Genomic DNA, 21,156 nt, shown 5'->3' with positions numbered 1-21,156 from the left:
GACGGGCGGGCGCGCTACTGCGCCCCGCGCGTCGTTTTGCGTTTTGAAGGTCTGAAGAACAGATTCAGGACATTCCTGCCTGAAACTGAGTCTCCGGTCCTCCAAAGCGGGTTCGAAAAATTCAACCCGGGGAGCGGCGGTAGCCGCGTTCCGGACGGCGCGCCCAGATCGGGCGCCGAAAATGAGAGGCCACGATGGCGCAGCAGACATTCACCGGTCGCAAACGCGTTCGCAAGTTCTTCGGACACATCAAGGAAGTTGCCGAGATGCCGAACCTCATCGAGGTTCAGAAGGCATCCTATGACCAGTTCCTGATGGTCGACGAGCCCCAGGGCGGGCGGTCCGATGAGGGCTTGCAGGCAGTGTTCCGCTCGGTGTTCCCGATCTCTGACTTCTCGGGCACCTCGATGCTGGAATTCGTCCGCTACGAGTTCGAGCCGCCGAAATACGACGTCGACGAGTGCCGCCAGCGCGGCATGACCTTCGCCGCGCCCCTCAAGGTGACGCTGCGCCTCATCGTGTTCGATATCGACGAGGAAACCGGCGCGAAGTCGGTCAAGGACATCAAGGAGCAGGACGTCTACATGGGCGACATCCCGCTCATGACGATGAACGGCACCTTCATCGTCAACGGCACCGAGCGCGTCATCGTCTCGCAGATGCACCGTTCGCCCGGCGTGTTCTTCGACCACGACAAGGGCAAGACCCATTCCTCGGGCAAGCTGCTGTTCGCCGCGCGCGTGATCCCGTATCGCGGCTCCTGGCTCGACATCGAGTTCGATGCCAAGGACATCGTCTATGCGCGTATCGACCGTCGCCGCAAGCTTCCGGTGACGTCGCTGATGTTCGCGCTCGGCCTCGATGGCGAGGCGATCCTCAGCACCTTCTACAAGAAGATCCAGTACAAGCGGATCAAGGAAGGCTGGCGTGTTCCGTTCGACGCCAATCGTTTCCGCGGCTACTCGACCATCAACGACCTGATCGACGCCGATACCGGCAAGGTCGTGCTTGAAGCCGGCAAGAAGCTCACCGTGCGCGGTGCGCGCCAGATGCAGGAGAAGGGCCTCAAGGCGCTGCGCCTGTCGGATGCGGAGCTCGTCGGCAACTACATCGCCGAGGACCTCGTCAATCCGAAGACCGGCGAGATCCACGCGGAAGCCGGTGAAGAGATCACCGACAAGTCGATGAAGGCTCTCAACGAGCACGGCTACAAGGAACTGCCGCTGCTCGACATCGACCACGTCAATGTCGGCGCCTACATCCGCAACACACTCTCGGCCGACAAGAACATGACGCGCGAGGACGCGCTGTTCGACATCTACCGCGTGATGCGTCCGGGCGAGCCGCCGACGCTGGATTCGGCGCAGGCGATGTTCCAGTCGCTGTTCTTCGACGCCGAGCGTTACGACCTCTCAGCGGTCGGCCGCGTCAAGATGAACATGCGCCTCGACCTCGATGCGCCCGACACCCAGCGCACGCTGCGTAAGGAAGACATCCTCTCCGTCATCAAGACGCTGGTGGATTTGCGCGACGGCAAGGGCGAGATCGACGACATCGACCATCTCGGCAACCGCCGTGTGCGTTCGGTCGGCGAGCTCATGGAGAACCAGTACCGCATCGGCTTGCTCCGCATGGAGCGCGCGATCAAGGAGCGCATGTCCTCGGTCGACATCGACACGGTCATGCCGCAGGACCTGATCAACGCGAAGCCGGCGGCCGCCGCAGTGCGCGAGTTCTTCGGCTCCTCGCAGCTCTCGCAGTTCATGGACCAGACCAACCCGCTGTCGGAGATCACCCACAAGCGCCGTCTCTCGGCGCTTGGACCGGGCGGTCTGACCCGCGAGCGCGCCGGCTTCGAGGTGCGCGACGTGCATCCGACGCATTACGGCCGCATCTGCCCGATCGAGACGCCGGAAGGTCCGAACATCGGCCTGATCAACTCGCTCGCGACTTTCGCGCGCGTGAACAAGTACGGCTTCGTCGAGACGCCTTACCGCAAGGTCAAGGACGGGCGCGTCACCGACGAGGTCGTGTACCTCTCGGCGATGGAAGAGGGCCGCTACACGGTCGCGCAGGCCAACGTGCCGCTCGATCCGAAGGGCCGCTTCACCGAAGATCTCGTGGTCTGCCGTCACGCCGGCGAAGTCTTGCCGGTGACCCCGGACAAGGTCGACTACATGGACGTGTCGCCGAAGCAGCTCGTTTCGGTCGCAGCCGCGCTGATCCCGTTCCTCGAGAACGACGACGCCAACCGCGCGCTGATGGGCTCGAACATGCAGCGCCAGGCGGTGCCGCTGGTTCGCGCCGAGGCGCCGTTCGTCGGCACCGGCATGGAAGGCGTGGTTGCGCGTGACTCGGGTGCTGCGATCGCGGCGCGCCGTTCGGGCGTGATCGACCAGATCGACGCAACCCGCGTCGTCATCCGCGCCACGGAAGATCTCGATCCGACCAAGTCGGGCGTCGATATCTACCGGCTGATGAAGTACCAGCGCTCGAACCAATCGACCTGCATCAACCAGCGTCCGCTGGTGAAGGTCGGCGACATCGTCAAGAAGGGCGACATCATCGCCGACGGCCCGTCGACCGATCTCGGCGAGCTCGCGCTCGGCCGCAACGTGCTGGTCGCGTTCATGCCGTGGAACGGCTACAACTTCGAAGACTCGATCCTGCTCTCCGAGCGGATCGTGAAGGAAGACGTCTTCACCTCGATTCACATCGAGGAGTTCGAGGTGATGGCCCGCGACACCAAGCTCGGGCCCGAGGAAATCACCCGCGACATTCCGAACGTGTCGGAAGAAGCGCTGAAGAACCTCGACGAAGCCGGTATCGTGTACATCGGCGCGGAAGTGCGCGCCGGCGACATCCTGGTCGGCAAGATCACTCCGAAGGGCGAAAGCCCGATGACGCCGGAAGAAAAGCTCCTGCGCGCCATCTTCGGTGAAAAGGCTTCCGACGTTCGCGACACCTCGCTGCGCGTTCCTCCGGGCGTGCAGGGCACCATCGTCGAAGTGCGCGTGTTCAACCGTCACGGCGTCGACAAGGACGAGCGTGCGCTGGCGATCGAACGGGAAGAGATCGAACGTCTGGCGAAGGACCGCGACGACGAGCAGGCGATTCTGGACCGCAACGTCTACAACCGTCTTGCCGAGCTGCTCGAGGGACGGCAGGGCATCGCCGGTCCGAAGGGCTTCAAGAAGGACACCAAGATCACCCGTGCGGTGCTCGAGGAGTACCCGAAGTCGCAGTGGTGGCTGTTCGCTTCGCCGAACGACAAGCTGATGGCCGAGATCGAGGCCATGCGGAAGCAGTACGACGAGTCGAAGAAGGGGCTGGAACAGCGCTTCCTCGACAAGGTCGAAAAGCTTCAGCGCGGTGACGAATTGCCGCCCGGCGTGATGAAGATGGTCAAGGTCTTCGTCGCGGTGAAGCGCAAGATCCAGCCCGGCGACAAGATGGCCGGCCGCCACGGCAACAAGGGCGTGGTGTCGAAGATCGTGCCGATCGAGGACATGCCGTTCCTCGAAGACGGTACGCATGCCGACATCGTGCTCAATCCGCTCGGCGTGCCCTCGCGCATGAACGTTGGACAGATCCTCGAGACCCATCTCGGCTGGGCCTGTGCCGGCCTCGGCAAGCGTATCGGCCAGACTGTCGATGCCTACCTGTCGAGGCAGGACATCAAGCCGCTGAAGGAAACCTTGAAGAAGGTCTACGGCGAGGACGAGACGATCAAGTCGCTCAACGACAACGAGTTGATCGAGCTCGGCCACAATCTGAGCCGCGGCGTGCCGATCGCGACGCCGGTGTTCGACGGCGCCAAGGAAGCGGACATCGAGGAGATGCTGAAGCTTGCCGGTCTCGACGCTTCGGGTCAGTCGACCGTCTATGACGGCCGCACCGGCGATGCCTTCGATCGCAAGGTGACGGTGGGCTACATCTACATGCTCAAGCTGCACCATCTCGTCGACGACAAGATCCACGCGCGTTCGATCGGTCCGTACTCGCTCGTCACCCAGCAGCCGCTGGGCGGCAAGGCGCAGTTCGGCGGCCAGCGCTTCGGCGAAATGGAAGTGTGGGCGCTCGAGGCTTACGGCGCGGCGTACACGCTTCAGGAGATGCTGACCGTGAAGTCGGACGACGTCGCCGGCCGTACCAAGGTGTACGAGGCGATCGTGCGTGGCGACGACACCTTCGAGGCCGGTATTCCGGAATCGTTCAACGTGCTGGTCAAGGAAATGCGCTCGCTCGGCCTCAACGTCGACTTGCACAATTCCAAGGTCGGACCGGGGACGGCGGAAGCGGCCGAGTAAGACGACCCTCATGCCCGGCCTGAACGGCCGGGCATCGGCACCCAGTCCCCGAGTCGCGAGGGCGGGGCGCCCCGCATAGTGATTTTCGAATTTGCTGCCGGAGGCGACCGGCACGCGAGGAGAAGACGATGAACCAAGAAATTATGAATCTCTTTAATCCGACGACGCCGGCTCAGGTCTTCGACCAGATCCGGATCTCGATCGCGAGCCCTGAGAAGATTCTGTCCTGGTCGTACGGCGAGATCAAGAAGCCGGAAACCATCAACTACCGTACCTTCAAGCCCGAGCGCGACGGCCTGTTCTGCGCCCGCATCTTCGGGCCGATCAAGGACTACGAGTGCTTGTGCGGCAAGTACAAGCGCATGAAGTACAAGGGCATCATCTGCGAGAAGTGCTCGGTCGAGGTCACGCTGTCGCGCGTCCGGCGCGAGCGCATGGGCCATATCGAGCTCGCAGCCCCCGTTGCCCACATCTGGTTCCTGAAGTCGCTGCCCTCGCGCATCGGCCTCCTGCTCGACATGACGCTCAAGGATCTCGAGCGGATTCTCTACTTCGAATATTACGTCGTGCTCGAGCCGGGCCTCACCGCGCTGAAGGACCGTCAGCTGCTGTCGGAAGACGAGTATCTGAAGGCGCAGGACGAGTACGGCCAGGATTCCTTCACCGCCATGATCGGCGCGGAAGCGATCCGCGAGTTGCTCAAGGGCATGGATCTCGAGAAGCTCGAACTGACCTTGCGCGCGGAGATGCAGGAGACCGACTCCGACATCAAGCACAAGAAGCTCGCCAAGCGCCTGAAGATCGTGGAAGCGTTCCGCCACTCCGGCAACAAGCCGGAATGGATGATCATGACCGTGGTCCCGGTGATCCCGCCGGACCTGCGTCCGCTGGTGCCGCTCGACGGCGGCCGCTTCGCGACCTCGGACCTCAACGACCTCTACCGCCGCGTCATCAACCGCAACAACCGCTTGAAGCGGCTGATGGAGCTGCGCGCGCCTGACATCATCATCCGCAACGAGAAGCGCATGCTTCAGGAGGCCGTCGACGCGCTGTTCGACAACGGCCGCCGCGGCCGCGTCATCACCGGTGCCAACAAGCGTCCGCTGAAGTCGCTCGCCGACATGCTCAAGGGCAAGCAGGGCCGCTTCCGTCAGAACCTGCTCGGCAAGCGCGTCGACTATTCGGGCCGTTCGGTGATCGTGGTCGGTCCCGAGCTGCGCCTGCATCAGTGCGGCCTGCCGAAGAAGATGGCGCTCGAGCTGTTCAAGCCGTTCATCTACTCGCGGCTTGATGCCAAGGGCCTGTCCACCACGGTGAAGCAGGCGAAGAAGCTGGTCGAGAAGGAACGGCCCGAGGTCTGGGACATCCTGGACGAGGTCATCCGCGAGCACCCGGTGCTGCTGAACCGCGCGCCGACGCTGCATCGCCTCGGCATCCAGGCGTTCGAGCCCGTGCTGATCGAGGGCAAGGCGATCCAGCTCCATCCGCTGGTCTGCGCCGCGTTCAACGCCGACTTCGACGGCGACCAGATGGCCGTGCACGTTCCGCTGTCGCTTGAGGCGCAGCTCGAAGCGCGCGTCCTGATGATGTCGACCAACAACATCCTGCATCCGGCGAACGGCCAGCCGATCATCGTGCCGTCGCAGGACATCGTGCTCGGTCTCTACTACGTCTCCATCATGCGCGAAGGCCTGCCCGGCGAGGGCAAGATCTTCGGCGAGATGGCTGAGCTCGAGCACGCGCTGCACGCGAAGGTCATCCACCTCCACACCAAGATCAGGTACCGGTGGGAAGGCATTGACGAGACCGGCAAGATTTCCAAGCGCTGGATCGAAACCACCGCTGGCCGAGTCATGCTGGGCAACCTGCTGCCGCGGAATCCGCGGGTTCCGTTCGAGATCATCAACAAGCTGATGACCAAGCGCGAAATCTCCGGCGTCATCGACCAGGTCTACCGCCACTGCGGCCAGAAGGAGACGGTGATCTTCTGCGACCGCATCATGGCGCTCGGCTTCTATAACGCGTTCAAGGCCGGCATCTCGTTCGGCAAGGACGACATGGTCGTGCCGCACTCCAAGTGGAAGATCGTCGACACCACCCGTACGCTGGCGAAGGATTTCGAGCAGCAGTACAACGACGGCCTGATCACCCATGGCGAGAAGTACAACAAGGTCGTCGACGCCTGGTCGAAGGCCACGGAAGAAATCGCCAAGGCGATGATGAAGGAGATCTCCTCGACCAAGAAGACGGCGAGCGGGGCGGATGCCGACATCAACTCGATCTACATGATGGCTCACTCCGGTTGCCCGCGGTTCGCCGGCCCAGATGCGCCAGCTCGCCGGCATGCGCGGCCTGATGGCCAAGCCGTCGGGTGAGATCATCGAGACGCCGATCATCTCGAACTTCAAGGAAGGCCTCTCGGTGCTCGAGTACTTCAACTCGACCCACGGCGCCCGTAAGGGTCTCGCGGACACCGCGTTGAAGACCGCGAACTCCGGCTATCTGACCCGTCGTCTGGTCGACGTCGCGCAGGACTGCATCATCACGCAGAACGACTGCGGCACCAAGCTCGGCATCAAGATGCGCGCCATCGTCGATGCCGGCACCGTGGTCGCCTCGCTCGGCTCGCGCATCCTGGGCCGCACGGCCTGCGAAGACGTGCGTGACAGCTCGGGCAAGGTGATCTTCAAGCGCGGTACGCTGATGGAAGAGAGCCATCTGGATGCCATCCACCAGGGTGGCGTGCAGGAGGTGAAGATCCGTTCGGCTCTGACCTGCGAGCTCGTCAATGGCATCTGCGGTATGTGCTACGGACGCGACCTCGCCCGCGGTACGCCGGTCAATCACGGCGAAGCCGTCGGCGTCATCGCGGCGCAGTCGATCGGCGAGCCCGGCACCCAGCTGACCATGCGCACCTTCCACATCGGTGGTGCGGCGCAGCTCAACGAGCAGTCGTTCGTCGAATCCAACTTCGACGGCAAGATCGTGATCAGGAACAAGGCCATCGCCCGCAACAGCGACGGCCACCTGGTCGCAATGGTCCGCAACATGGTGATCGCGATCGTCGATGCCGACGGCACCGAGCGTGCGACGCACCGTATTCAGTACGGTTCGCGCCTGCACATCGACGAGGGCGACATGGTCAAGCGCGGCCAGCGTATCGTCGAGTGGGATCCCTACACCCGTCCGCTCCTCACCGAGGTCGAAGGCACCATCGGCTTCGAGGATCTGGTCGAGGGACAGTCGATCTCGGAAACGCTCGACGAGGCCACCGGTATCGCCAAGCGCGTGGTCATCGACTGGCGCTCGATGCGCGGCGGCGCGGACCTGCGTCCGGCCATCGTGATCAAGGGCAAGGACGGCAAGGTGCTCAAGCTCGCCCGTGGCGGCGATGCTCGCTACATGCTGTCGGTCGACGCCATTCTGTCGGTCGACATCGGAGCCAAGGTCCAGGCGGGCGACATCCTCGCCCGTGTCTCGACCGAAAGCGCCAAGACGCGTGACATCACCGGCGGTCTGCCGCGGGTGGCGGAATTGTTCGAGGCACGGCGTCCGAAGGATGCGGCGATCATCGCCGAAATCGCGGGCACCATCCGGTTTGGGCGCGACTACAAGAACAAGCGTCGCATCTCGATCGAGCCGATGGACAAGACCGAAGAGGCACGCGAGTACCTGATCCCGAAGGGCAAGCACATCCACCTTCAGGACGGCGACGTCGTCGAAAAGGGCGACTTCATCGTGGAAGGCAATCCGGCGCCGCACGACATTCTGGCGGTCAAGGGCATCGAGGAACTCGCGGCCTATCTGGTCAACGAGATCCAGGAAGTCTACCGGCTCCAGGGCGTGCTCATCAACGACAAGCACATCGAGGTGATCGTCCGTCAGATGCTCCAGAAGGTGGAAGTCACCGACCAGGGCGACACGGACATGATCTCGGGCGAGCAGATCGACAAGATCGAGTTCGACCAGATCAACGCGAAGGCCAAGGAAGAGGGCAAGAAGATCGCCACGGCGACGCCGGTTCTGCTCGGCATCACCAAGGCGAGCCTTCAGACCCGCTCCTTCTTCTCGGCGGCCTCGTTCCAGGAGACCACCCGCGTCCTCACGGAAGCGGCGGTCAACGGCAAGGTCGATCCGCTCGAAGGCCTCAAGGAGAACGTCATCGTCGGCCGGCTGATCCCGGCAGGCACCGGCGCCTCCATGGCCAAGATCCGCGAAGTCGCCGTGAAGCGCGACAAGATGATCCTCGACGAGCGCGAGAAGCAGGCGGCCGTCGTGTCGCCCGCGCCGGAAGTCGAGCCGATTGGCGCTGCCGCCCGCGGAATGATCGTTCATCCGTAGGACTACCGAGAACAATGAAAAGGCCGGCGCAAGCCGGCCTTTTTGCTGCTTTGTTTGCCTGCTGCGGTGCAGGATCAACATTTGTTCATCTTTCCTTCAGCCGCAAAAGCGCTTCTGCTAGGGGAGTTTAGACCGGTGGGGTCCCGTGACGGGGGCGGGGCCGGAGACCACGGATCTGACATGCTTGATCTCGCAATCGTAGGCGGCGGCCCCGGTGGGCTGATGAGCGCCTGGTACCTGAAACGCAAGCTCGGGGACCTCTGTCGCGTCACCATCTACGAGGCGTCCGACCGGCTCGGCGGCAAGATCGTCACGCGCAAATTCGATTCCGCGCCCGCGATGTACGAGGCCGGCGTCGCCGAGATCTACGACTACTCGATGACCGGGCCGGATCCGCTGCGCGAGTTGATCCAACATTTCGGACTACAGACCATTCCCATGGATGCCGAGCAGGTGCAGTTCGGCGGCGAACTCCTCGACGACGTGCCGGGCATGCGCCGCAAATACGGCGCCAAGACCGCGGACGCGATCGAATCGTTCCGCAAGCGCTGCGCCGAGACGATGACGCCGATCGAATATTACGATGGCGTCGGCGCGCACGACAACGAGAACCCCTGGGCCTACAAGACCGCCGAGCAGGTGCTCGACGAGGAGGTCGAGGACGAAACAGCAAAGCGCTTCTTCAAGGTGATGGCGCGCTCGGACCTCGCTACCGAGAGTCACAACACCAACGGCCTCAACGCGCTCAAGAACTATCTGATGGATGTCGACGGCTATATCGGCCTCTATTCCATCCAGAACGGCAACGAGCAGCTGATCGAATGCCTGCAGTCGGAGGTCAACGCCAATATCCAGCTCAATCACCGCGTGCTCACCGTCGGCAAGGCGCCGACCGGCCGCTACCAGCTCAAGATGATGAACGGCAAGGGACCGGAGACGCGGGACTTCGATCTCGTGCTGATGTGCCTGCCGCATTCCTGGCTTTCCACCGTCGGCTGGGAAGGCGAGCAGCTCCGCAAGTCGATGGTCAAGCACGTCTCCTACTTCGACCGTCCCGCGCACTACCTCCGCGTCTCGATCCTGTTCGACACGCCGTTCTGGGGCGACAAGATCGTCGGCGCGTGGTTCATGTCGGAGGCCTTCGGCGGCTGCTGCGTCTACAACGAGGGCGCGCGCCACGACGTCGGCAAGCACGGCGTCTTGAACTGGCTGATTCCCGGCTCCGATGCGCTGGCCTTCGCCAATTTGTCGGACCAGGAGCTGATCGATGCCGCGCTGAAATCGCTGCCGGCCTCGCTCGGCGACGCGCGCGCGCATTGCATGGAAGGCAAGATCCACCGCTGGCTGTCGTCGGTGAACGCGATTCCGGGCGGTCTGCCCGTGCGCGACGTCATGACCAATCACCGGCCCGAGCCGAAGGAGCACCCCGGCATCGTGGTGGTCGGCGACTATCTGTTCGACTCGACGCTGAATGGCCTGCTCGATTCCTCCGACGCGGCGACCGACATCATCCTGACCGAGATGATGCGCCTGCGCCGCGAGCGCGCGCAGGACGACAAGCCGCTCTCCGACAAGGTCGATCGCGAGTATTTCGAGAACTATCGCGGCCTCGGCCCCTACGGCGAGGCGTGGCGTCACTTCACCGATCCCGATTACCTGGCCAAGCTGATCGGCATCGTCTGGGGCAAGACCGAGGGCGCCAAGCTATTGGTCGCGGGCTCGGCCAGCGGTGAGCTGGTCGGTGCGCTGCGCGATCGCGGCATCGACGCCTTCGGCATCGAGAACAACCGCGCCATCCACGCCAAAACGCCGAAGGCGCTGAAGAAATACAACAAGCTCGGCTCGATCACCGACATGCCGTTCAAGGACGGCGCGTTCGATTTCGTGTTCGAGACCAGCCTCTGCCACGTTTCCCCGAAGCAGGTGGTCCGCGCGATCCGGGAGCTGAACCGCGTGGTCAAGACCGGCCTCGTGTTCGGCTCGATCACCTCGGACATGGCTTCAGTGGTGATCGACCGCTATGACCTGTTGCGCGGTGTCAAGAAGCTCGGCACCTGGTGGGAATGGTCCGAGCTGTTCTTCGGCAACGGCTTCGACCTGTCGATGCACCGCAAGGACTGCAGCGACGCGCTCTGGGAGGCGACGCTCGCCGCCAACAAGGGCCCGGGTCAGTGGTATGCCGACGCCGACTCCTTGCGCTATTCCTTTTTCGACAAGGTCGAGGACGAGGAAGACGACTAGCCGCTTCGAGCGGGCGCCTTCGCCAATTGTTTTGCCGAATTCATCTTGATCGCATAGAATCGGTGCAATGGCGGTTGCCGCTATTTTCTGCTTTCTCTGCGGTCATGCCGGCCGTCAGCATCGGTTGGTTTCATGGCATCCAAGCCTCTCTCGCCCGACAACCAGAAGCTTGCCGCGGAAGACGCGGCCGAGCTCGACGACAAGCTCGCCTCCACTGCCAAGCCGGATCTCGAAGGAGACGAGGACGATGAAGAAGAGGAGGATGACGAGCTGGAGCTCGATGACGACGATGAGGACGAGGATCTCGTCGTCTTTACCGCGCGCGAAGCCGCCGGCGCGCTCGCGACCATCCTGGGTTTCGTCAAACCTTATCTGACGAACTACAAGCGGATGCTGTCATTCGTGGCGTTCGGCGTCTTCGTCGAGACGCTGTTCAACGTCATCATGCCGCTCAGCCTGAAGTTCCTGATCGACGATGCGCTCGGCGAGGAGGATTTCCAGGCGCTGTACAAGATCCTCGGCGTGCTCGCGGTCGCCGGCATCTTCACCTCGATCGTCGCGATCTGGTACGAGCGCTGGGATGCGCGGCTCGCGGCCTGCATCATCTCCGACGTCCGCAAACGGCTGTTCGAGCATGTCCAGGACCTGCCGGCGGCCTATTTCGGCCGCACCAAGCGCGGCGAAATCCTGTCGCGCTTCTCCGTTGACCTCGCGGCCTTCGAGGGCTCGGTCAAGACCTTTGCCAACAGCGCGGCACTGCCGTTCCTGGAGTTGATCGCGGGAATCATCCTGATGGTGTTCCTGAACTGGCAGCTCGCGGTGGTTGCGCTGCTGGTGTTTCCGATCACGCTGATCGGTCCGCGCATGCTCACGCCGAAGGCTGTTCAGGCGAACTACGAGCAGAAGCTGAACGAGTCCGCGCTGCTCGGCATGGTGCAGGAGAACGTGGCGGCGCAGGCCGTGATCAAGGCTTTCAGCCTGCAGCGCCGGATGTTCGGCTTCTTCAAGTTCCGCAACGACGAGACACGAAACAGGATGGCCTCGGCGGCGTTCCTGTCGACCATGGTGGAGCGGACGGTCACCATCTCGGTGCTGCTCTTGCATATCGTCGTGCTCGCGATCGGTGCGTATCTGGCGACCAAGGGCCAGATCACCATCGGCACCTTCGTCACCTTCGAGAGCGCGTTCTGGGAGGTGTCCTACAACATCGCCCATGTGATGCATTTCATTCCCGTGTCGATCTCCTCGGCAGCCGCGATCCGTCACATGCAGGAGCTGCTCGACGAACCCACGCGCAGCGCCGATCGTGCCGGCGCGCCCGACCTGCCGCGCATCACCAACGACATCACCTTCGACCACGTGTCGTTCCAGTACCAAGGCAGCCAGACGCCGGTGCTGGACAATCTCAGCCTCAAGCTCAATGTCGGAAAGCGCATCGCCATCGTCGGCCCCTCGGGCTCCGGCAAGAGCACGCTGCTGAACCTGATCCTGCGGCTCTACGTGCCGGACGAGGGCCGCGTCACCATCGACGGCGTCGACGTCCGCAAGGTGACGCTGGATTCGCTGCGCCGGAGCATGGCGGTGGTGTTCCAGGAGAACATGCTGTTCAACATGTCGATCCGCGAGAACATCCGGCTCGGCAAGGAGGGCGCGACCGACGAGGAGGTGGAGGAGGCGGCCAGGAAGGCCGAGATCCACCGCTACATCATGAGCCTGCCGCAGCGATACGACACGCCGGTGGGCGAGCGCGGCGATACCTTGTCGGGCGGCCAGCGCCAGCGTATCGCGATCGCGCGCGCGGTCATCCGTAATCCCTCCGTGCTGCTGCTGGACGAAGCCACCTCCGCACTCGACCAGACCACGGAAGCCGCGATCAACCGCACGCTGCTGAAGGTTGCCAAGGGCCGCACCATGATCTGGTCGACCCACCGCCTGTCCTCGGTGGTCGAGATGGACGAGATCATCGTGATTTCAGGGGGCAGGGCGATCGAGCGCGGCTCGCATGCCGAACTGCTGGCCACGAACGGCACCTATCGCAAGCTGTGGAACGACCAGACCCACCAGCCGCATGGCGCGGCGGCTCACGTCGACGAGGACAGCGACGAGGATGGAGACGACCTCGACGAGGATGATGAGGACGACGAGGAGGAGTGACCGAGGAAGTTCGGCTCCAGATGAACTGCGCCTCCAAGCGGCCGCAATAGCCCCTGAACCGACCAGGCAATGAAGCGTGCCCAGCGCTGCGCCGTCCAGTAGGGGCTTGTCGCAATCGAGACCGAGCGGAAGTCGAACGCCTTCGCCGCCGACCATTCGTCGCACTCCCGCTTGACCGGATCTGCGTAGAAGGCGGCGATCTTGCTTGTGTCCATCCCCTCGGAGGCCAGCCACTGCGGGATGTAGACGTTGCAGAGCCGCTCGACGTCGGTGAAGACCTTGTCGCAGCCGGTGCCGGCGGCGGGGCAGGAGGTCGAGAAAGCATCGCCCACCAGCACCAGGCCGGGCTGACCGCTTGCATCGTTCACATAGAGATCGACCGGGCGGATTTTCAGCTCACCGGGAATGTCGAATGGGCCGGTGATGCGCTTGAGCCGTGGCAGCGCGACGTTCAGCGTCTCGGCTGGCGCGCGGCGCAGCTCACGCAGCCAGGGATCGTCGAAGCCACGATAGACGAACAGATTGGCGCGCATCCGCGTGCCGATCGGAAACAGCGAGAGGTAGGGGATGCGGTCGCTCGGCCGTTCCGAGAAATAGGTCACCGCCGGGAAGTCGAACGAATCCCGTCCCGCGGGCACCACGTCGAACCCGATCGAAATCGAATGGCAGGCACTGACGATTTTCCGCGCGATTCCCAGCTGATGGCGCAGGCCGACGTTGAGGCCGTTGGCGAGCACGACCAGCCGGGCGGAGATCACCTTGTCGTTGGAGAGAGTGATCTTCTGCCGCTCCGCGCTCGTCTCGACCAAAACGGTCTTGGCGCAGACGCGCTCGACGCCGGCAGGAATTTCGTCGCGGACGGCGTTGACGAGCGAATCGTAGAGCATGTTGAACTGCCGGCTTGGCGCCTTGTCGAGGAGGCGGCGCGAATCGCGCGATCCAGTTCTCGCCCACGAAGGTCGCGCGGCGCAGCGCCGATTCGGCGATTCCAGTCCGCAAGAATCACTCGAGTTGCGTGTGACCGCTGATTTTTTCGACTCGAAAGTCCGCCGAATAGCTCTCATGCGGATCAATCAAGACGGTCGACATGCCGCTACGGCCGAGCATCGCGGCTGCGGTCGAGCCGGACAAATCCCCCGCCGATAATGGCAATGTCCGTGTACCGCATGGCGCAAATCTCTGCCGAAGGCGGCACATTGACGCTCCAACAGGAAAAAAAGCCTTAGCGAGGGTTATAAAAGTATATTTGACCCGGATGTAAATAGGTTCCAGTAGCGGAACATGCTCTTCGTTCCCATATCGGGAGGACGCAGCGAGGCGGCCAGAAAGCGATTTCGACAGGCGCGGGAAGCGCTTCTGACTGTCGTTTCGTCTTGACTTGACCGACACCCACTTATAGAAAGCGGCCACTTAACGACAGGCGGTGAGCATCGCCAGCGTCGGAACGGGCCACCCGTTTGATCCCTCTGGGGTCACCAAGACGGGCACCAACCTCGACGAATGCCGCTCAAACGCTGTCGATCATAGCTAGGCAATGCCAGTGCGATTTTAGGTCTCTTGAGCATGTTCTCTCGAGATCGAATTCGGATGCATGACCTCGATGCGCGGGCCGCAGCTTTAAGCTGACCGGTCCAAATATCGCGGTCCTCTGTGGCGTCGAAGCGCTTTCCGCTCAGTGATGAGTGGTTGGCGCGATTTCGCTTTGTGCGGTTTGTCCGCGGAAGGCGGCCCCTCGGGCGGGTAGTCCGGAGAATTTGCGGACCCGGTGACGGGCTGCGGCAAGACAGCGGACCCGAAAGGGGCCGCGGCGAACACAAAAGGGTAAGGCCAGGATGCCGACGATCAACCAGCTGATCGCTCAACCGCGGGAAGTGCAGAAGTCGCGTAAGAAGGTGCCGGCGCTGCAGCAGTCTCCGCAGAAGCGCGGCGTTTGCACGCGCGTCTACACCACGACCCCGAAGAAGCCGAACTCGGCGCTTCGTAAGGTCGCCAAGGTGCGTCTGACCAACGGCTTCGAGGTGATCGGCTACATCCCCGGTGAAGGCCATAACCTCCAGGAGCATTCGGTGGTCATGATCCGCGGCGGTCGCGTCAAGGACTTGCCCGGCGTGCGCTACCACATCCTCCGCGGCGTTCTGGATACCCAGGGCGTCAAGAACCGTAAGCAGCGTCGTTCGAAGTACGGCGCCAAGCGTCCGAAGTAAGCGGGAACCAGGTCCATGTCTCGTCGCCATTCTGCTGAAAAGCGTGAAGTCCTTCCCGATCCGAAGTTCGGGAACATCATCGTCACGAAGTTCATGAACTCGGTGATGTACGCCGGCAAGAAGTCGGTCGCTGAGGGCATCGTGTACGGTGCGTTCGGCCTCATCGAAAGCAAGACCAAGCTGAGCCCGCTCGGCGTGTTCGAGCAGGCACTCGAGAACGTCATGCCGACGATCGAAGTGCGCTCCCGCCGCGTCGGTGGCGCGACCTACCAGGTTCCGGTCGAAGTTCGCACGGTGCGCCGTCAGGCGCTGGGCATTCGTTGGCTGATCTCGGCTGCGCGCGATCGCAACGAGAAGACGATGACCGAGCGGCTCTCTGCGGAGCTCCTGGACGCGTCGAACAACCGGGGTAACGCCGTCAAGAAGCGCGAAGACGTGCACCGGATGGCGGAAGCCAACCGCGCCTTCTCGCACTATCGCTGGTAACGGCGACACACGGAATCTAAGGAACACTCCATGCCCCGCGTTCATGCCATAGAGAATTACCGCAACTTCGGTATCATGGCGCATATCGATGCCGGCAAGACCACGACCACCGAGCGCATCCTCTATTACACCGGCAAGAGCCACAAGATCGGCGAAGTGCACGAAGGTGCCGCGACGATGGACTGGATGGAGCAGGAGCAGGAGCGCGGCATCACGATTACGTCGGCCGCGACCACCGCGTTCTGGGAAGGCAAGCGTCTCAACATCATCGACACGCCCGGCCACGTCGACTTCACCATTGAAGTCGAGCGCAGCTTGCGCGTGCTCGACGGCGCCGTGTGCGTGCTCGACTCCAACCAGGGCGTCGAGCCCCAGACCCGAGACCGTCTGGCGTCAGGGCGACAAGTACAAGGTTCCGCGCATCGTCTTCGCCAACAAGATGGATAAGACCGGCGCCGACTTCTACAAGTGCATGCAGGACATTATCGATCGTCTCGGCGCAAAGCCGATCGCGATCCAGCTTCCGATCGGCTCCGAGAACAACTTCAAGGGCCTGATCGATCTCGTTCGTATGAAGGGCGTGGTCTGGGAAGAAGAGAAGCTCGACGCCAAGTTCGTCGACATCGATATTCCCGAGGACATGGTCGAGAAGGCCAAGGAATATCGCGAGAAGCTGTTGGAAGCCGCCGTCGAACTCGACGACGAAGTTCTTGCCGCTTACCTCGATGGCAAGGAGCCCGAAGAGGCGACGTTGAAGCGCTTGATCCGCAAGGCCGTGCTGACTGGCGCGTTCTTCCCGGTATTGTGCGGCTCGGCCTTCAAGAACAAGGGCGTGCAGCCCTTGCTCGACGCGGTCGTGGATTACCTGCCGTCGCCGGTCGACGTGCCCGCCATCAAGGGCGTCGATGAAGACGGCAACGAGATCGTTCGTCTGCCGGACGACAAGGAGCCGCTGGCTCTGTTGGCGTTCAAGATCATGGACGACCCGTTCGTCGGCACCATCACCTTCTGCCGCATCTATTCCGGCACGCTGCTGTCGGGTACCGGCGTCATCAACTCGACGCGCGACCGCAAGGAGCGCATCGGCCGCATGTTGCTGATGCATGCGAACAACCGCGAAGACATCAAGGAAGCCTATGCCGGCGACATCGTCGCGCTGGCTGGCCTGAAGGAAGCGCGCACCGGTGACACGCTGTGCGATCCCGACAAGTCGGTGATCCTCGAAAAGATGGAATTCCCCGAGCCGGTCATCGAGATCGCGATCGAGCCGAAGTCGAAGGCCGACCAGGAAAAGCTGGGCGTGGCGCTGGCGAAGCTCGCCGCGGAGGATCCGTCCTTCCGCGTGTCGACCGACCAGGAGTCCGGCCAAACCATCCTCAAGGGCATGGGCGAACTGCATCTCGACATCAAGGTCGACATCCTCCGTCGTACCTACAAGGTCGACGCGAACATCGGTGCGCCGCAGGTGGCGTTCCGTGAGCGCGTCACCAAGAAGGCCGAAGTCAAGTACACCCACAAGAAGCAGACCGGCGGTACCGGCCAGTTCGCTGAAGTGTCGATCGTGGTCGAGCCGAACGAGCCCGGCAAGGGCTACGAGTTCGAATCCAAGGTCGTTGGCGGTTCGGTGCCGAAGGAATACATCCCCGGCGTCGAAAAGGGCCTCAACAGCGTGATGGGTTCGGGCGTGGTCGCCGGCTTCCCGGTCGTGGACGTCAAGGTGACGCTGGTCGACGGCAAGTATCACGACGTCGACTCGTCGGCGCTCGCCTTCGAAATCGCTTCGCGTGCTGCATTTCGCGAGGCCTTGCAGAAGGGCAAGTCCGTCCTGCTCGAGCCGATCATGAAGGTCGAAGTGGTGACCCCGGAAGACTACACCGGCTCGGTCATCGGCGACCTGAATTCCCGGCGCGGTCAGATCCAGGGTCAGGACATGCGCGGCAACGCCAACGTCATCAACGCGATGGTGCCGCTCATGAACATGTTCGGTTACGTGAATAACCTGCGCTCGATGAGCCAGGGTCGCGCGACCTTCACCATGCAGTTCGACCACTACGCAGAAGCGCCGGCCAACGTGTCGGCAGAAGTCCAGAAGAAGTTTGCCTGATTGTCGTCGGTCTCGAACTGACGATTGAACGGAGAGTCAAATGGCCAAAGCAAAGTTTGAACGTAACAAGCCGCACTGTAATATCGGCACCATCGGTCACGTCGACCATGGCAAGACGTCGCTGACCGCGGCGATCACCAAGGTCCTCGCCGAAGCGGGCGGTGCGACGTTCACGGCGTACGACCAGATCGACAAGGCGCCGGAAGAGAAGGCGCGCGGCATCACGATCTCGACGGCGCACGTCGAGTACGAGACCAAGAACCGCCATTACGCGCACGTCGACTGCCCCGGCCACGCCGACTACGTGAAGAACATGATCACCGGCGCCGCCCAGATGGATGGCGGAATCCTGGTTGTGTCGGCTGCTGACGGCCCGATGCCGCAGACCCGCGAGCACATCCTGCTCGCCCGCCAGGTCGGCGTGCCCGCGCTCGTCGTGTTCCTCAACAAGTGCGACATGGTCGACGATCCGGAGCTGCTCGAGCTCGTCGAGCTCGAAGTCCGCGAGTTGCTCTCGAAGTACGACTTCCCGGGCGACAAGATTCCGATCATCAAGGGCTCGGCGCTCGCCGCTCTCGAAGATTCCGACAAGAAGCTCGGCCACGAGGCCATCCTCGAGCTGATGAAGGCCGTCGACGAGTACATCCCGCAGCCGGAGCGTCCGGTCGACCTGCCATTCCTGATGCCGGTTGAAGACGTGTTCTCGATCTCGGGCCGCGGCACCGTCGTGACCGGCCGTGTCGAGCGTGGTATCGTCAAGGTCGGCGAGGAAATCGAGATCGTCGGTCTGCGCGCCACGCAGAAGACGACCGTCACCGGCGTCGAAATGTTCCGCAAGCTGCTCGATCAGGGCCAGGCCGGCGACAACATCGGCGCGCTGCTTCGCGGTACCAAGCGCGAGGACGTCGAGCGCGGCCAGGTGCTGTGCAAGCCGGGTTCGGTCAAGCCGCACACCAAGTTCAAGGCTGAGGCCTACATCCTCACCAAGGAAGAGGGCGGTCGCCACACTCCGTTCTTCACCAACTACCGTCCGCAGTTCTACTTCCGCACCACCGACGTGACCGGTGTCGTGCATCTGCCGGAAGGTACCGAGATGGTGATGCCGGGCGACAACATCGCGATGGAAGTGCACCTGATCGTGCCGATCGCGATGGAAGAGAAGCTTCGCTTCGCGATCCGCGAAGGCGGCCGCACCGTCGGCGCCGGCGTCGTCGCCTCGATCATCGAGTAATTACGAGAATAGGGATCGGCGAATAGCGAATGTGACCTTCGCTATTCGCTATTCGCCACCCCACTGAAGAGAGACCACGGCAATGAACGGCCAAAATATTCGTATCCGTCTCAAGGCGTTCGACCATCGTATCCTCGATACGTCGACCCGCGAGATCGTGAACACGGCGAAGCGCACCGGCGCGCAGGTCCGCGGACCCATTCCGCTGCCTACCCGCATCGAGAAGTTCACCGTCAACCGTTCGCCGCACGTCGACAAGAAGAGCCGCGAGCAGTTCGAGATGCGCACCCACAAGCGCCTGCTCGACATCGTCGATCCGACCCCGCAGACCGTCGATGCTTTGATGAAGCTCGACCTGGCCGCCGGTGTCGACGTCGAGATCAAGCTCTAAGATTTTTGGATCACGTTCGCACCTAGCGGACAGAAAGAACAGGAAGCACGCCGATGCGCTCCGGAGTGATCGCACAAAAGGTCGGGATGACGCGGGTCTTTACAGAGGCCGGCGAACATATCCCCGTGACCGTGCTGAAGCTCGGCAATTGCCAGGTCTTAGGCCACCGCACTGAAGAGAAGAACGGTTATGTCGCTCTCCAGCTTGGTTCTGGCAGCCGCAAGACCGTTTACATGCCCAAGGCGGAGCGCGGCCAGTTCGCGGTCGCCAAGGTCGAGCCGAAGCGGCAGGTCGAGGAATTCCGCGTCTCCGCGGATCAGATGATCCCCGTCGGTGCCGAGATCCTGGCCGACCACTTTGTCGTCGGTCAGTTCGTCGACGTCACCGGTACTTCGGTCGGTAAGGGTTTTGCCGGCGGTATGAAGCGCTGGAACTTCGGCGGTCTGCGCGCCACCCACGGCGTGTCGGTCTCGCACCGTTCGATCGGTTCGACCGGTGGCCGTCAGGACCCCGGCAAGACCTGGAAGAACAAGAAGATGGCCGGCCACATGGGTGTCGACCGCATCACCACGCTCAACCTTCGAGTTGTCCAACTCGATGTCGAGCGCGGTCTGATCCTCGTCGAAGGCGCCGTTCCCGGCTCCAAGGGCGGTTGGATCCGCGTGCGCGACGCTGTCAAGAAGCCGCTGCCGAAGGAAGCTCCGAAGCCCGGCAAGTTCAAGGTTGCTGGCGAAGCGGACGCTGCCCCGGCTGCGCAGGAGGCGTGAGATGGAATTGAAGGTCACGACCCTCGAAGGTAAGGAAGCCGGCTCGGTCCAGCTTTCCGACACCATTTTCGGCCTCGAGCCGCGCCAGGATATCATTGCACGTTGCGTGCAGTGGCAGCTCAACAAGCGCCAGGCCGGTACGCACAAGACCAAGGGCCGCGCCGAGATCTGGCGCACCGGCAAGAAGATGTACAAGCAGAAGGGCACCGGCGGTGCTCGTCACGGTTCGGCCCGTGTGCCGCAGTTCCGCGGCGGCGGTCGTGCCTTCGGTCCGGTGGTGCGTTCGCACGCTACCGACCTGCCGAAGAAGGTCCGTGCGCTTGCTCTCAAGCATGCGCTCTCGGCCAAGGCCAAGGACGGCGATCTCGTCGTGATCGACAAGGCCGCGCTTGAAGCTGCCAAGACCAAGGCGCTGCTCGGCCACTTCTCCGGCCTGGGCTTGACCAACGCGCTGATCATCGATGGTGCCGAGCTCAACAACGGCTTTGCCGCTGCTGCCCGCAACATCCCAAACATGGACGTGCTGCCGATCCAGGGCATCAACGTCTATGACATCCTGCGCCGTCGGAAGCTTGTTCTGACCAAGGCCGCCATCGATGCGCTGGAGGCGCGCTTCAAATGACGAAGAACATCGAGCCTCGCCATTACGACGTGATCCTGTCGCCGGTCGTGACCGAAAAAGCGACGATCGCCTCGGAGCACAACAAGGTGCTGTTCAAGGTGGCCGCGAAGGCGACCAAGCCGCAGATCAAGGAAGCGATCGAGAAGCTGTTCGACGTCAAGGTCAAGAGCGTCAACACGCTGGTCCGCAAGGGCAAGACGAAGATCTTCCGCGGCAATCTCGGCTCGCAGTCGAACTCCAAGCGCGCGATCGTGACTCTCGAAGAGGGTCACCGGATCGACGTGACCACCGGTCTGTAAGGTCGC

Annotated in this window: 10 protein-coding genes and 3 pseudogenes; 12 read left to right on the top strand and 1 reads right to left on the bottom strand. The window is 62.7% G+C overall.

Annotation, left to right across the window (positions count from 1 at the left end):
- Nucleotides 1-194: 194 nt before the first annotated feature.
- The 4 genes and pseudogenes from rpoB to ACVWYI_RS25230 all read left to right on the top strand — a co-directional run bounded on the left by rpoB (nucleotide 195) and on the right by ACVWYI_RS25230 (nucleotide 13,046).
- Nucleotides 195-4,310, top strand: coding sequence for a DNA-directed RNA polymerase subunit beta (gene rpoB, locus ACVWYI_RS25245; protein WP_247341149.1), 4,116 nt, complete (start codon nucleotides 195-197; stop codon nucleotides 4,308-4,310).
- 128 nt (nucleotides 4,311-4,438) lie between these two features.
- Nucleotides 4,439-8,637, top strand: a pseudogene (gene rpoC, locus ACVWYI_RS25240) (DNA-directed RNA polymerase subunit beta').
- A 194-nt stretch (nucleotides 8,638-8,831) separates the two neighbouring features.
- A complete protein-coding gene (locus tag ACVWYI_RS25235) occupies nucleotides 8,832-10,892 on the top strand; it encodes an FAD-dependent oxidoreductase (RefSeq protein ID WP_456663477.1) in 2,061 nt (686 codons plus the stop codon).
- Between the two features lie 132 nt (nucleotides 10,893-11,024).
- Nucleotides 11,025-13,046, top strand: coding sequence for an ABC transporter ATP-binding protein (locus ACVWYI_RS25230; RefSeq protein WP_456663476.1), 2,022 nt, complete (start codon nucleotides 11,025-11,027; stop codon nucleotides 13,044-13,046).
- Here ACVWYI_RS25230 and ACVWYI_RS25225 read toward each other — a convergent pair.
- Nucleotides 12,974-14,214: pseudogene (locus ACVWYI_RS25225) on the bottom strand (FAD-dependent oxidoreductase). The gene ACVWYI_RS25230 and the pseudogene ACVWYI_RS25225 overlap by 73 nt on opposite strands.
- Before the next feature lie 664 nt (nucleotides 14,215-14,878).
- Between ACVWYI_RS25225 and rpsL the strand changes: the two are divergent.
- The 8 genes and pseudogenes from rpsL to ACVWYI_RS25185 all read left to right on the top strand — a co-directional run bounded on the left by rpsL (nucleotide 14,879) and on the right by ACVWYI_RS25185 (nucleotide 21,150).
- The gene (gene rpsL, locus ACVWYI_RS25220; protein ID WP_007603006.1) at nucleotides 14,879-15,250 is read left to right on the top strand and encodes a 30S ribosomal protein S12; all 372 of its coding nucleotides are present in this window, start codon (nucleotides 14,879-14,881) and stop codon (nucleotides 15,248-15,250) included.
- Nucleotides 15,251-15,265: 15 nt separating this feature from the next.
- Complete coding sequence (rpsG, locus tag ACVWYI_RS25215; protein ID WP_247341158.1) at nucleotides 15,266-15,736, top strand: 30S ribosomal protein S7; 471 nt, start codon at nucleotides 15,266-15,268, stop codon at nucleotides 15,734-15,736.
- Between the two features lie 30 nt (nucleotides 15,737-15,766).
- Nucleotides 15,767-17,840 (top strand): annotated as a pseudogene (fusA, locus tag ACVWYI_RS25210) (elongation factor G).
- Between the two features lie 40 nt (nucleotides 17,841-17,880).
- The gene (gene tuf, locus ACVWYI_RS25205) at nucleotides 17,881-19,071 is read left to right on the top strand and encodes an elongation factor Tu (protein WP_247341162.1); all 1,191 of its coding nucleotides are present in this window, start codon (nucleotides 17,881-17,883) and stop codon (nucleotides 19,069-19,071) included.
- An 82-nt stretch (nucleotides 19,072-19,153) separates the two neighbouring features.
- On the top strand, nucleotides 19,154-19,462 hold the full coding sequence (gene rpsJ / locus ACVWYI_RS25200; protein ID WP_002712302.1) for a 30S ribosomal protein S10: 309 nt from the start codon (nucleotides 19,154-19,156) through the stop codon (nucleotides 19,460-19,462).
- 53 nt (nucleotides 19,463-19,515) lie between these two features.
- The gene (gene rplC / locus ACVWYI_RS25195) at nucleotides 19,516-20,229 is read left to right on the top strand and encodes a 50S ribosomal protein L3 (protein WP_247341164.1); all 714 of its coding nucleotides are present in this window, start codon (nucleotides 19,516-19,518) and stop codon (nucleotides 20,227-20,229) included.
- Between the two features lies 1 nt (nucleotide 20,230).
- Nucleotides 20,231-20,851 carry a 50S ribosomal protein L4 gene (gene rplD, locus ACVWYI_RS25190; protein ID WP_247341166.1) on the top strand — a complete coding sequence of 207 codons (621 nt, stop codon included), beginning with the start codon at nucleotides 20,231-20,233 and terminating at the stop codon, nucleotides 20,849-20,851.
- Nucleotides 20,848-21,150: a 50S ribosomal protein L23 gene (locus ACVWYI_RS25185; protein ID WP_007603019.1), complete on the top strand. Its 303-nt coding sequence runs from the start codon at nucleotides 20,848-20,850 to the stop codon at nucleotides 21,148-21,150. Before rplD ends, ACVWYI_RS25185 begins: the two co-directional genes overlap by 4 nt.
- Nucleotides 21,151-21,156 lie beyond the last annotated feature (6 nt).

The sequence above is a fragment of the Bradyrhizobium sp. LB13.1 genome (assembly GCF_054056815.1).
This window is presented reverse-complemented; position numbering and strand designations above follow the sequence as displayed.